At 66.4% G+C, this 13,170-nt stretch carries 9 protein-coding genes; 6 read left to right on the forward strand and 3 right to left on the reverse strand.

All coding sequences use genetic code 11. The annotated features are described in order from the left end of the window. The first annotated feature begins 132 nt into the window (after nt 1-132). Genes pdhA through QMG83_RS01390 form a run of 4 tightly spaced genes read left to right on the forward strand, consistent with a single transcriptional unit; the run spans nt 133 to nt 3,821 of the window. Nucleotides 133-1,278 (forward strand): pyruvate dehydrogenase (acetyl-transferring) E1 component subunit alpha, encoded by a 1,146-nt coding sequence (gene pdhA, locus QMG83_RS01375; protein WP_502948985.1) that lies wholly within the window; start codon nt 133-135, stop codon nt 1,276-1,278. Further along, nucleotides 1,275-2,294, forward strand: coding sequence for an alpha-ketoacid dehydrogenase subunit beta (locus QMG83_RS01380; RefSeq protein ID WP_283503577.1), 1,020 nt, complete (start codon nt 1,275-1,277; stop codon nt 2,292-2,294). The genes pdhA and QMG83_RS01380 overlap by 4 nt, the downstream gene beginning before the upstream one ends. Then, complete coding sequence (locus QMG83_RS01385; RefSeq protein WP_283503578.1) at nt 2,291-3,556, forward strand: dihydrolipoamide acetyltransferase family protein; 1,266 nt, start codon at nt 2,291-2,293, stop codon at nt 3,554-3,556. The genes QMG83_RS01380 and QMG83_RS01385 overlap by 4 nt, the downstream gene beginning before the upstream one ends. Nucleotides 3,557-3,566: 10 nt before the next feature. Then, on the forward strand, nt 3,567-3,821 hold the full coding sequence (locus tag QMG83_RS01390) for a CBU_0592 family membrane protein (RefSeq protein WP_283503579.1): 255 nt from the start codon (nt 3,567-3,569) through the stop codon (nt 3,819-3,821). Here QMG83_RS01390 and QMG83_RS01395 read toward each other — a convergent pair. Together QMG83_RS01395 and QMG83_RS01400 are read right to left on the reverse strand one after the other, a co-directional pair. Next, entirely contained in the window at nt 3,818-5,185 is a 1,368-nt protein-coding gene (locus tag QMG83_RS01395; RefSeq protein WP_283504501.1) for an NAD-dependent succinate-semialdehyde dehydrogenase, read from the reverse strand. The genes QMG83_RS01390 and QMG83_RS01395 overlap by 4 nt on opposite strands. A gap of 61 nt (nt 5,186-5,246) precedes the next feature. Beyond that, complete coding sequence (locus QMG83_RS01400; protein ID WP_283503580.1) at nt 5,247-6,404, reverse strand: CaiB/BaiF CoA transferase family protein; 1,158 nt, start codon at nt 6,402-6,404, stop codon at nt 5,247-5,249. 82 nt (nt 6,405-6,486) lie between these two features. Here QMG83_RS01400 and QMG83_RS01405 point away from each other — a divergent pair, with 82 nt between their 5' ends. Both QMG83_RS01405 and QMG83_RS01410 read left to right on the forward strand, forming a co-directional pair. Continuing rightward, complete coding sequence (locus QMG83_RS01405; RefSeq protein ID WP_283503581.1) at nt 6,487-7,647, forward strand: acyl-CoA dehydrogenase family protein; 1,161 nt, start codon at nt 6,487-6,489, stop codon at nt 7,645-7,647. 165 nt (nt 7,648-7,812) lie between these two features. Continuing rightward, nucleotides 7,813-11,370, forward strand: a complete 3,558-nt coding sequence (locus QMG83_RS01410) for a DUF3376 domain-containing protein (RefSeq protein WP_283503582.1) — start codon at nt 7,813-7,815, stop codon at nt 11,368-11,370. An 18-nt stretch (nt 11,371-11,388) separates the two neighbouring features. Here the strand turns inward: QMG83_RS01410 and QMG83_RS01415 are convergent, their stop codons facing one another. Then, complete coding sequence (locus QMG83_RS01415; RefSeq protein WP_283503583.1) at nt 11,389-13,131, reverse strand: NAD(P)-binding domain-containing protein; 1,743 nt, start codon at nt 13,129-13,131, stop codon at nt 11,389-11,391. Nucleotides 13,132-13,170: the final 39 nt, after the last annotated feature.

Here is a 13,170-nt window from a genome sequence, read left to right on the forward strand (position 1 = left end):
CCGCCAGTCCAGAGGCCTGAGTTGTCATAATGCTCAGTCACAGTGCGAGGTATTGCGCTATCTGACCCGCGGTTCTTAGCATTGAAAGACAATCTGGACAACGCCGTGCGGATTGAAACGGATGAGGGCCCCATGCCTCAGCAAGAAGTCACCACATCACCATCGGCCGCGATGCCGGACGATGCCGCGGAGTTCGTGCAACTCATCACGGCCGACGGTTCGCGCCCATCCACCTCCCTCTTCGAGGCGTGGGTCACCGATATTGACGACGCGCAACTGGTCGCCCGCTACGAGGACATGGTCGTTGTGCGGCGCATCGATGTCGAAGCGACAGCCCTGCAACGCCAGGGCCAGCTGGCCCTCTGGCCGCCGCTGCTCGGTCAGGAGGCCGCCCAGGTCGGATCCGCCCGTGCGCTCGAAGACAAAGACTTCGTCTTCGCGAGCTATCGCGAGAACGGCGTCGCCTACTGCCGCGGAATTCCCGCAGTCGATCTGCTCAAAGTCTGGCGGGGCACGTCCCAGTCCGGCTGGAACCCATACGACTTCGGTATGGCAACCCCGCAAATCATCATCGGCGCACAGACCCTGCATGCCACCGGCTACGCGCTCGGCATGCAGAACGACCGGTCGGATGTCGTGTCGGTCACCTACTTCGGCGACGGCGCCACGAGCGAGGGCGACGTCAGTGAGGCGATGGTCTTCGCATCCACCTTCAAGGCTCCCGTCGTGTTCTTCTGCCAGAACAATCACTGGGCCATCTCTGAGCCTGTGGGCCTGCAGAGCAAGGAGCAGCTGGTGAACCGGGCTGCCGGCTTCGGGATGCCCGGGGTGCGGGTCGACGGCAACGACGTGCTGGCCGTGCTCGCTGTCACCCGCGAGGCACTGGAGCGGGCGCGCCGCGGTGACGGCCCGACGTTCATCGAGGCGGTCACCTACCGGATGGGGCCGCACACCACCGCAGACGACCCCACTCGTTACCGCGAGCCGGCCGAGCTAGCCGAGTGGGCACAGCGCGACCCGATCGCGCGTCTCGGCGCGTACCTTCGCAGCACGGGGGCTCTCACCGACGAGGTGGCCGGAACGATCGACGAGACCGCCGACCGGGTTGCGGCAGAACTGCGCGCCGGATGCCTCGCCCTGCCCGATCCCGAGCCGCTGAGCCTCTTCGAGCACGTCTACAGTGAGCCGCACCGCGGTCTTGACCGGCAACGCGACCACTACGCGCGGTACCTCGCCATGTTCGAGACCGCCCCGACCCGACCGGCGGTGCAGTCATGACTTCCCAGGTGATGACGCTCAGCAAGGCGATCAACGCGGGACTGCGCCAGGCGATGACGGATGACGACCGCGTCATCCTGATGGGTGAAGACATCGGAAAACTCGGCGGTGTCTATCGCATCACCGAGGGGCTGCAGGATTCGTTCGGCGAGCGTCGGGTGATGGACACCCCGCTGGCCGAATCCGCCATCCTCGGCACCGCCGTGGGGCTCGCCTACGCCGGCTTCCGGCCGGTCTGCGAGATCCAGTTCGACGGTTTCATCTACCCGGCCTTCGACCAGATCGTCAGTCAGGTCGCCCGCATGCACGCGCGCACCGCCGGCGCGGTGACGATGCCGATCACCATCCGGGTGCCGTTCGGCGGCGGCATTGGTGCGGCCGAACACCACTCCGATTCCCCGGAGGCCTACTTCATGCACGCCTCGGGGCTGCGGGTGGTGAGCGTGTCGAATCCGCAGGACGCGTACACGGTCATCCAGGAGGCAATCGCCAGCAACGACCCCGTGCTGTTCTTCGAACCGAAACGCCGCTATCACGTGAAGGGCGACGTGGAGCTTGAGAGCAGTGGCCAGGGCCGGAACGCCATGGACACCGCACGCGTGGTGTCTGAGGGGCGTGACGTGACGATCGTCAGCTACGGCGGGCTCGTGCAGGTTGCCGTCGAGGCGGCGCAGGTGGCGAGCACGGAAGGCGTGTCGGTCGAGGTCATCGACCTGCGCTCGCTCGCACCCATCGATTTCGAGGCCGTCGCCAACTCGGTGCGCAAGACCGGGCGGGTGGTGATCGTGCACGAGGCTGCGGAGTCCGGCGGGCTCGGCGCGGAGATCGCCGCCGGCATCACAGAACGGTGCTTCTACTCGCTTAACCACGCTCCGGTGCGGGTGACCGGCTTCGACATCCCCTTCCCTCCGGCGAAACTCGAGAAGTACCACCTTCCCGACCTTGATCGGGTGCTCGACGGTCTCGACCGCGCGCTCGACCGCCCCAACTCGCTCAGTGGCCTGGAGATCTCATGACCGTCAAGGATTTTGCGCTGCCCGACCTCGGAGAGGGCCTGACCGAGTCAGAGATCGTGGCATGGCATGTCGCCGAGGGCGACATGGTCGCCCTCAACCAGGTCATCGCCGATGTCGAGACCGCGAAGGCCATGGTCGAACTGCCCTCGCCCTACGCCGGGCGCATCGCCCGGTTGCACGTGACGGAGGGCACCACGGTCGCGGTCGGCAACACCATCGTCTCGTTCGAGGTGGATGCCGCAGATGCCGCCCCCGCGTCACCGGAGCCCGTCCCGGGACCGGAGGCCGACCCCGAGGAGGCCCCGCCTAACCTCGTCGGGTATGGCGCTGCCCCGCAGGCGGCGGGCCAGCCCGTGCGGCGTGCCCGGAACCTGCCGACGGCGGAGCCGTCGCCGAGCATGGCGGCCACCGTGCCGCAGCGCCGCGCCGCGCCGCCGGTGCGCAAGCTCGCCGAGTCGCTCGGAGTCGACCTCACGAACGTGCACGGCAGCGGCGAGGCCGGACTGATCACGCGCGCGGATGTGGAGGCAGCGGCGGGGGACCACTCGCCGACCCCTGACGCACAGTCGCCCGACGGCACGACGGTGCCGGTTGCGGGCATCCGCAAGCTCACCGCTGAGGCTGTGACACGCAGTGCTTTCACCGCCCCGCACGTCACGGTCTTTCTCACAGTGGATGTCACGCGCACCGTCGAGCTGCTCGACGAGTTGCGCTCGACAGCGCCGTTCCGCGAGCTGCGCCTGACGTTCCTTGCCGCGGTCGCCAAAGCAGTCTGCAGTTCGATGCAGCGCTCGCCGCAGGTGAATTCGCGCTGGGACGACCAGGGCATCACCCGGTTCGATCACGTCAATCTGGGGATCGCGGCGGCGACGCCGCGCGGCCTGCTCGTTCCGGTGGTGAAGGGTGCGCACACCCTCGACCTGGCGGGGCTCGCCTCCGCCCTCACGCAGCTCGCCCGCACCGCGAAGGCCGGCGAGACTCGCCCGCCCGACCTCACCGGTGGCACCTTCACCATCACCAACGTGGGGGTCTTCGGCGTGGATGCCGGCACGCCGATCCTCAACAACGGCGAAGCCGCCATCCTTGCGGTCGGGGCTGTCGCCCGACGCCCGTGGGAGTGGCGCGGCAAGGTGGCGCTGCGGGACGTGGTGACGCTCAGCCTGTCGTTCGACCACCGAGTGCTCGACGGCGAGCAGGGGTCGAGATTCCTGGCAGACGTGGGTCGCCTGCTGAACAACCCTGCCGGCGCTTTCGCGCTGTAACGTTCACGACATGGCTACCTTCGCGCAGATTCTCGGCGCCCTTCTCATTCTTGCCGCGTTCACGCTCACTCAACGTGGAGTGGTCACCCCGCGATCGCTTACGGCATTGCTGCTCAACCTCGCGGGCTCGGCGATCCTCGCGGTTGTCGCGCTGGGCGGTTTGCAGTGGGGCTTCCTGATCCTCAACACCGTGTGGTTCATCGTCGCCGCGTGGGGCATGATCGGGTGGATCAAGACGCGCAGGGCGGCCCCAGCCGTTCCCTAACCGGCGATGCGGATCATCTTCTTGTTGACGAACTCTTCGGCGCCGAGACGGCCGAGCTCGCGCCCGGAGCCCGATCGCTTCACGCCACCGAAGGGCAGCTCGGCACCGTCGGCGAGCACGATGTTGACCCAGACCATGCCCGCGTCGATGCGGTCGGCCACCCGCATCGCCTGCTCCTTGTCGGTGGTGAAAAGGTATGAGCCCAGGCCGAACGGCGTGTCGTTGGCGAGCGTAATGGCCTCCTCCTCGGAGCTCACCCGGTAGACCGCCGCCACCGGGCCGAAGAACTCCTCGTGGTAGGCATCCATTCCCGGTTTTACGTCTGTGAGCACTGCCGCCGGGAAGAACGCGCCGTCACGCGTGCCGCCGGAAGCCAGGGTCGCGCCCTGCTCCACCGCCCGATCGAGCTGGCTCTGCAGCCCCTCCGCGGCGGCAAGTGACGACAGCGGGCCCAGCACGGTGTCGGCCAAGGTGGGGTCGTTCGGGGCTTCGGCCGTCAGTGACGCTGTGAACTTCGACAGGAACTCCTCATAGAGCGAGTCGATCACGATGAAGCGCTTCGCCCCGTTGCAGGACTGGCCGCTGTTGTCGAGACGGGCGCCGACCGCGGCCTCGACCGTGGCATCCATGTCGTCGGTGCTCAGCAGGATGAACGGATCGGAGCCGCCCAGCTCGAGCACGACCTTCGTCAGATACTTGCCGGCGAGCGCGGCAACCGATGCACCGGCCGCCTCGGAACCGGTGAGCGAGACGCCCTGCACGCGCGGGTCTGCGATGACCTGCTCCATCTGGCTCGATGCCGCGAAGACGTTGACGTAGGCACCCTCGGGGAATCCGGCGTCCTGGAAGATCTGCTGGATCGCTGCGGCCGACTCGGGGCACTGCGACGCGTGCTTGAGGATGATCGTGTTGCCGATCATCAGGTTCGGGCCCGCGAAGCGCGCCACCTGGTAGTACGGGAAGTTCCACGGCATGATGCCCAGCAGCACGCCCAGCGAGTTGCGGCGGATGAAGGCGGAGCCGTCGCCGTCGAGCAGCTCGATCGGCTCGTCCTTGAGGAACTCGGGCCCGTTGGTGGCGTAGTACTCGTAGATCGCTGCGGCAAAGTCGACCTCGCCGAGGGCCTGCTCGATGGGCTTGCCCATCTCCCGCACGATGAGGTCGGCGAGTGCCTCTCTACGCTCAATGTGCAGGTCGGCGACCTTCTGCAGCAGCGCCGCGCGTTCGGCGGGCGTTGACGAGCGGGACCAGTCGCTGTGGGCGGCGGCGGCGGTATCGACGGCGGCGGCCAGGTCGGCATCCGAGATCGTGGCGTAGGTGGCGACGGATTCTCCGGTCGCGGGGTTGACGACGGCGTAGCTCATGGTGTTCCTCACGATCGGGTGTGTTTCGACGATAGGAGCGTCGGTCGGGGTCTGTCCAGAGCTAGGCCGGTTTCGGGGGTGCAGCCAGCCACTCCCGCAACTCGGCGCCGTGCTGGTCGAGCGCGGGTGGCGCGGTTGGTGTTGTGGGCTCGAAGGCGGAGTATCGCACCGGATGCCGGATCTGATCCGGATGCCCCGCATCCACCCCGATGCGCGGACTGAGCCCGAGTCGCTCGGCCAGCGCCAGTGCCTCGCCGATGTCGTTGACCTTGCCGGCGGGGATGCCGACCCCGCGCATCCGCTCGGTCCAGGTCGCGACGCCGGCGGAGGCGAGCCCGGCCTCGAGGCGGGCCAGCATCGCCGCGTGGTTTTCGACCCGCGCCGAGTTGGTCGAGAACTGTGGGTCGTCGGCCAGCTCGGGCTCACCGATCAGGGCAGCGAGGGCCGCCCACTGCCTGTCGTTGCCGACCGCGAGCGCGAGGTAGCCGTCGCTGCAGCGCACAGTCTCGTAGGGGGCGATTGACGGATGCCGGTTTCCCATGCGCTGCGGCACCTCGCCAGTCGCCAGGTACGCCGATGCCTGATTCGCGAGCGACGCGACCGCGCTCGACATGAGGTTCACCTCGACGTGCTGGCCCTCGCCGGTGCGCGCCCGGTGGATGACGGCGGCAAGGATCCCCATCACCGCGTCTTTCGCGGCCAGCAGGTCGATCATCGCGACCCCAACCTTGGTCGGCTCGCCGTCCGGCTGGCCGGTGACGCTCATGAGACCGCCGACCGCCTGCAGGAGGAAGTCGTAGCCGAGTTCGCCAGCACCGTCGCCGCTGCCGAAGCCGGTGATGGAGGCGTAGATCACGCTGGGGTTGCGGGCGCGAACGCTCGCCTCGTCGAGCCCGAACCGGGCGAGGGCGCCGGTGCGGTAGTTCTCGACCACGATGTCGGCCCGATCGGTGAGTTCGCGGGCCAGGGCCGCATCCGTCTCGTCAGAGAAGTCGAGGGCGATCGACTGCTTGCTGCGGTTCGCGCTCTCGAAGTAGCTGCTGGAGGAGCCGGCCCACGGCGGCCCGAAGCGGCGGGTGTCGTCGCCGAGGCCGGGTCGCTCGACCTTGATGACGCGGGCGCCCAGGTCGGCGAGCATCATGGTGGCGGTGGGGCCGGCGAGCACCCGGGTGAGGTCGGCGACGAGAAACCCGTCGAGGGGCCGCGCGGGGATGACCATCGTTGGCCCTTCTGCTGGATATCCAGAGCTTACCGAGGCTGTTCGCTATCACTATCGTGCCTGCGGTTCGTAGAGTGAGGGAATGGCCGACCCCTATGACTTGCTGTCGATTGATTCACTGCTGACGGCCGAGGAGCTCGCGCTGCGAGACACGGTGCGCTCGTTCGTCGACGAGGAGGTTCGCCCGCGCATCGCCGAATGGTACGAGAACGCGGTGTTCCCGGTCGAGCTGGTGCCGCGGTTTGCCGAGCTCGGCCTGCTGGGGATGCATATTCAGGGGCACGGATGCGCGGGCCGTTCCGCGGTTGAGTACGGTCTTGCCGCGGCCGAACTGGAGGCCGGTGACTCGGGGCTGCGCACGTTCGTGTCGGTGCAGGGGTCGCTCGCGATGAGCGCGATCGCCAAGCACGGCAGCGAGCAGCAAAAAGCCGAGTGGCTGCCGCGCATGGCAAAAGGCGAGGTGATCGGATGCTTCGCTCTGACGGAGCCCGGCTCCGGCTCCGACCCGAGCAGCATGACCACCTTCGCCCGGCGTGACGGCGACGACTGGGTGCTCACCGGCGCAAAACGGTGGATCGGGCTGGCGAGCATCGCGCATGTTGCCGTGATTTGGGCCCAGACGGATGACGGCATCCGGGGCTTTCTCGTGCCGACCGACACACAAGGTTTCGTCGCGACGCCGATCACCCCCAAGCTGTCAATGCGGGCGAGCATCCAGTGCGACATCGAACTGACCGACGTGCGCGTCCCCGGTGATGCGCTCCTGCCCGGCGCCGAGGGGCTCGGCGGCCCGTTCGCCTGCCTGAACGAAGCCAGGTACGGGATCGCGTGGGGTGTGATCGGCGCGGCCCGCGACAGCTACCGCGCGGCGCTGGAGTACTCGCTGCAGCGCACCCAGTTCGGCAAGCCGCTGGCCGCGTTCCAGCTGACCCAGGCGAAGCTCGTCGACATGGCGCTCGAGATTGAGAAGGGGATGCTGCTTGCGCTTCACCTGGGCCGACTCAAAGACAGGGGAGAGCTGAAGTCGCACCAGATCTCGATGGGCAAGCTCAACAACACGAGGGTCGCGATCGACGTCGCCCGCTCGGCGCGGGCGATGCTCGGCGGCAACGGCATCACGCTGGACTACTCACCGTTACGGCACGCGAACAACCTGGAATCGGTGCGCACCTACGAGGGCACCGACGAGGTCCACACGCTCGTGCTGGGCAACGCGATCACGGGGATCGCCGCGTTCCGCTGAGGCCCGCTTTCCCTCTGGACGAAGGGACATGAGCAGGTGGATAATGCGCTTATGCACCGGACCCAGCGGTGATTCACGAGACGGTCGAGAGTGATCTCGTCCAGGTTCCTCACCCACCCGCCGTATGGCCTTAGGCCAGCTCCACCGGAAGTAACGGAGAGGCAAATGCAACCCAGCATCGCATCCCTCATCCCGCTGAATATTGCGGGGGATGCGCCTCCCCCGGACTCGCGGAAACCCGCGTTCAACCGGTCCCTCCGAGTAGCCCTGGCGATGAAGGGCGGCATCAGTTTGGCAGTCTGGATCGGTGGTGCGGTGGCCGAACTCGATCTGCTTCGCCGGGTGCGCGTACTCGGCGCCCCCGAGCACCCGGCAGCGTATCTCGTGCATCTTGGAGTCGACGAGTCAGACGAGGTGATTGCGCGCGCAAGGATCTATGCCGATTTGATGATTGGCGCCAAATTCGATCAGGTCGAGTTTGACGTGCTCGCGGGTGCGAGTGCCGGTGGCCTCAATGCCGTTTTGTTTGGGGTTTCGCAGCGCGCCGGAGTGTCATTCGACACAGTGCTGCGGACCTGGCTAGATGCCGGTGCAGTGTGGAACTTGCTCAGGAAGCCCTGGGCGAAGAAGTACACATCGCTTCTTGACGGTGACCACTACTTCGCCGGGCAGGCAAGGAGGGCGATCAACGAGCTACTTGAGGCGCCGGCATCCGAGGATCATCAGGCCCGGGCAGTCTCGGTGGAACTGTCCGGAACCGTTGTGGACGCCGACGCCCAACCGGAGTGGGGATTCCAGGAGGGCCGCGCCCATTTCCGGTTCACCGGCAGCCAATCGCCGGCGCACGAATCCACCGTGCCCGGTGCGCCGATATCACCAGCAGGGCGCGAGATTCCGTCTGGGGACGCCCCGAACGACGTCGCGTTCGATCGTCTTGCCTACGCCGCCCGCACGACCTCCTCCTTCCCGGGCGCGTTCGAACCGGCGCGAATACTCTCACGTCCCGTCGGTGGCCTTGAGCGCATTGATCCATCCACTCCGCACATCGATTTCGACTTCGCGTTTAGCCATCACCGGGCACAGGCGAATCGGGCGGAGGTTGAGGCCGGCCGGATGCGCCCGTTCCGCGTGATCGACGGCGGTGTGGCCGACAATGTCCCGATAGACCGGGCATTGCGGTCCGTTCAGCGGATGCCCGCCGAGGACTTCGTCTCGCGGTCGATCCTCTACCTTGAACCCGACCCGACGAAGCTGCTGGTGCGCGACCCCACGCCGTCCGCTTTGGTGCCACCCTCCCCTGAGGCACCGCCACCGCCGAAGATCATCAGGATGATCGACAACATCCGCAATGCGATGAGTCTGCGCGGCGTTCGTGAGTCCGGAGATGAGGAGATCAACCAGCTTGAGCGGTTCCGGCGTGAGCGGATTCTCTGGCAGGGGCGCCGCGAGTCGTTCGCGTCGCTAGGCGTGAGCTACGACGCGAAAAAGGCACGACCTGGATACGCGCGTTATCGTTCAACCGCCGACTTGTCGCTGCTGAGCGATGCCCTCACCGATCCTGCTGTCTGGCAGCTCGGCACGGACCTGCCGACCCGCACGGCGGTACCGCCCGCATCTCGAGAGCTCATCGTTGCCCTCGAGACACAGATCTTTAAGTGCTACGACCCCGATCGGGTCGAGACCTCGGCGCTCGACAACGAGCAGATCGCCGCGGCCATCCTGCTCGGGCCACAGGCAGTTCTCGACGCCGCGGCGTGCGCGATCGCCTGGCTCCGCGAGCTGGAGTCAAACCTGTTCGACAGAGACCAATGGTTTTCCGAGGAGAGCGAGCGCCAGCGCATCGATGCCCGCCGCCGGGTAAATGACATAGCCGCCGCGGTCAGAGCCAACCGCGATCTCGCCCTGAACGCAGCGCTGATATCGACCTGCATTGATGATCACCTGGGTGCGGTCGGAGCCGCCAGGCTCGTCGTTGCGACGTGGATAGACGGCAACCACGACTGGAACGGTGACATCTACTGGTCCGAACTCGGCAAGGCCGTGGCACTCATCAAACAACTCTCAGATCGACTGCCGGAGGCGATGACACGCGACGTGCCGTGGACGGTCTTCGCGGCAATCGATGGCGCAGAGGCCATCGATCTCGCCCCGTTCACCGCGGTAATCGGCATCCCAACGCCGGTGTCGTCTCTACGATTCGATGTGATTTCGGCAAACGAGCGCTGCAGCCTTGACGAAGATTTTCGCAGCCTGCAACTCGCGCAGTCCGTTGATCTGGCTGAGCAATGGATGCACCTTGACGATGACGAACTCTTTGCGGCGCGAACTCATTTCGACGACGCGAGGGATATTGACGCCGCCGGGCACCGGAGACTTCAGCCGTTTACCAAGCTTGCAGGCACCACACTCTGGAGCTTCGGCGCCTTCTTCTCGAGCTGGTGGCGCACCAACGACTGGTGGTGGGGGCGACTTGACGGGGCCGCAGGGGTGGTGCGGATTCTCGGCGACCATGCCTCTGCCGATGCGACCTCTGCGGCCGCTGACGCTCGCGCAGCTCAATCTTCGATTCTGTCTCAGGCCGCACGGTCAGACGAGCGTGAACGGCCATTCGTGGGGGACTGCAATGACGTTGATCCGATTGCCGTTGCCGGTCGGATGTCCGCTGGCGCGCACAGTCTGCGCAACCTCTCCGACGGATATCTCGTCGCGGTTGCGTCACGCGCCGCACGCGCCGCGCTACGCGCAGCCCGCACGGGTCGGGGGACTATCGCCCGACTCGCGATCACCGCATTTCTGCCTCCGCTGCTTGTGAATCTCCCCTTTGTCGTCGCCCCAGCGCGAGCGGCGCTTCTCGCACTCGTCGTCGCAGCAGTCGTCGCTATCCTCGCGTCGGGCCCCGCAACTCTGCAGCCGTACCCGGAGTTCGGGTTCGTGGTGGGGGTTGCCGGTTTGGTGATTGTGGCCATTGTGCTTTCGGCCGCGCTGGTGCGGGGCGCGATAGAGCTTCACCAACTGGATCGTCGGCGCCCCGCCGTAATCAGAGAAGTAACGGCACCCCACGACCAGCTGGGAGGAGAATTGCGAGGGCTGCTTGACACACGTGGCGCGAGCAGCCGCAGTTGGTCCTGGGGAATGTGGATCGGTTCGGTTGCGTTCTTCGCAGCCGCGATTATCGCGACCATCGTGTACAGGGGAGCACAGCCGGTGGCGGTGTGTCTGACGCTGCTTGCGGTAGCGTCCCTGATTGCATCATTGAGAAAGGCGCGACGGCTCGACATGCCCCGGCCGGATGGCTCCACTCGCCGATGGCTGCTGGCGGGAATTGCGCCGACGGTAGTCATCGTGTTCTCACATCTGATCGCTGAAGCGACTTCCGGGTGGGCCAGGGAGTTGCTCGTCCCCTTATTGGTCGCGGCGGTGGGGTTGGTCGCCGCGTTTGTCCTGACGCAAGGTTGGCTGCCAGCACGGCGCTCAGCGCGCGAACAGGGCGTCCAGGAATCCCGCGGCGTCCTGTGGTGGCTGCTGACATTGTTCGCGACCGCCGCCGCAGCAGGTCTGGCCGCATGGCTGGTCATGGTTTCGTTCCAGGGAAGCTCTCTTCTCGCTCAACCTGCTGCGGCGGGGTTGTTCGCATGGTTCCTCGGCGCACACGTGTTTTGGTGGCTGAGCGAGCGAGCCTCGGGCGATAGCGCTCTAGATGCTGACGACACACCAATCGACTGAAAACCAGGCCGGCCTCTCTCAGGCGGTCGCGGGCAGCAGCTCGGCGAGCAGCTCTTCGATCCGTCGTTTGATGTCATCGCGGATGGGGCGCACATCTTCGATGCTCTTGCCTCGGGGGTCGACCAGCGCCCAGTCTTCGTAGCGCTTGCCGGGGAAGATCGGGCAGACGTCGCCGCACCCCATCGTGATGACCACGTCGGAGTCGCGCACCTGCTCGGTGGTCATAAGTTGGGGCACGCCCTGCGAGATGTCGATTCCCTCTTCGGCCATGGCCTGGATCGCGATCGGGTTGATCTGGTCGCCGGGTTCTGAGCCGCCCGAGCGCACCTCCACGGCCCCGCCGGAGAGCGCGGTCATGAATCCGGCGGCCATCTGGGAGCGGCCGGCGTTGTGGATGCAGACGAACAGGACTGTGGGCTTATCGGTAGTCACATCCAAAAGCATAGGCTCGGCGGGCGAGCTTGCCCCCGGGTCGGTGCAGCACACCCCGGTCGCAGGCAACACCAGCTCGACGTTGCTCGCGGCGGCCAGGTCGCCCGCGAGGTAGGCGGCAATGGAGCGCACCTGCTCGTGCCCGGTGGCGAGCAGGAACGTTGGGGCCCGCCCGTAGCTCTTCATTCCGGCGATGAAGAAGTTCGGTTCGGGCTGCTCGAGTTCGGCGAATCCGTGAGGCTCGACAGTGCCGCAGGTGTGCAGGTTCGGGTCGATCAGGGGAGCGAGCCTGACCGGAGCCTCGACGACCTCATCGAGGTCGAGGCGGATCTCGCGAAGGATGTCGAGGTTCGGCCGGAATCCGGTGGCGTTGACCACGATGTCTGTGGTGATGTGTTCCACATTTCCGTGGCGCAGCCCCGAGATGTCCACCTGGTTCCCGGTCTTCGCGAGACCGGTGATCTCGAAGCCGTCGACGATCTCGACAACGCCGAAGTCCATCAGCTTCTTCACTTTCGCGCCGAGCGACGCGCGGCGGGTCAGCTCGTCATCCTCAGAGGTGAACACCCGCTCTGCCCGCTTGTTGCGAATCACCCAGGTGACGCGGGTGTCTGGCTCGGTCTGGATGAGCGTGGCGAGGTTGATCAAAGTGTTCGCTGCCGAGTGCCCGGCACCGACGACGGTGATGTGCTTGCCTGCGAAGCGCACGCGGTCACGACCCAGCACGTTGGGCAGCGCGTGGGTGACGTGGTCTGCGACCTCCGCCAGGCCCAGCGGTTCTAGCCCGTTCGATCCGAGGCTGTTCGTGGTTGTGTAGGTTCCGGATGCATCGATCACGGCCCGCGCGGTAACCTCGCGGATGGCGCCGTCGCTGTCCGTGATGCGGAGGGCGAACGGGGTGGTGGCGCGGTTTGTGGAACGGGTGCGGTCCATGCCCTGCCGGGTGACGGCATCCACTCGAACTCCCGTATGGATGCGCGAGGCAATCTGCGGCAGCGCGGCCAGCGGGGCGAGGTACTTCTCGATCAGCTCGGCACCGGTCGGCGCGGTCTGCATGTTGTGGGGCTGAATCCACCCCGAAGCCTCGAGCAGGGTGCGGGCGGCGGGGTCGATGAGATGCCTCCACGGCGAGAACAGCCGGATGTGACCCCACGACGCCATGCTCTCGGCGATCGACTGCCCGGCCTCATAGATGACGAAGTCCACCTCGCGCGCGGCCAAGTGCGCGGCCGCGGCCAGGCCGATGGGACCGGCACCGATGATCGCCACCGGCAGGCCGTCGAGACGGTCTTCGCGGACCATGGGCGAGGTGAGGTCGATGAGCGTCACGGGAACTCCTTTAATATCGACTCCTGTCGATGCATCCAG

The organism is Salinibacterium sp. G-O1, from assembly GCF_030063305.1.
Taxonomy (GTDB): Bacteria; Actinomycetota; Actinomycetes; order Actinomycetales; family Microbacteriaceae; genus Rhodoglobus.

Coding starts and splice junctions, on each gene's coding strand:
- QMG83_RS01405 (WP_283503581.1), top strand. CDS start 6,487: ATGGCCGACCCCTATGACTTGCTGTCGATTGATTCACTGCTGACGGCC.
- QMG83_RS01400 (WP_283503580.1), bottom strand. CDS start 6,404: ATGGTCATCCCCGCGCGGCCCCTCGACGGGTTTCTCGTCGCCGACCTC.
- pdhA (WP_502948985.1), top strand. CDS start 133: ATGCCTCAGCAAGAAGTCACCACATCACCATCGGCCGCGATGCCGGAC.
- QMG83_RS01395 (WP_283504501.1), bottom strand. CDS start 5,185: ATGAGCTACGCCGTCGTCAACCCCGCGACCGGAGAATCCGTCGCCACC.
- QMG83_RS01385 (WP_283503578.1), top strand. CDS start 2,291: ATGACCGTCAAGGATTTTGCGCTGCCCGACCTCGGAGAGGGCCTGACC.
- QMG83_RS01410 (WP_283503582.1), top strand. CDS start 7,813: ATGCAACCCAGCATCGCATCCCTCATCCCGCTGAATATTGCGGGGGAT.
- QMG83_RS01390 (WP_283503579.1), top strand. CDS start 3,567: ATGGCTACCTTCGCGCAGATTCTCGGCGCCCTTCTCATTCTTGCCGCG.
- QMG83_RS01380 (WP_283503577.1), top strand. CDS start 1,275: ATGACTTCCCAGGTGATGACGCTCAGCAAGGCGATCAACGCGGGACTG.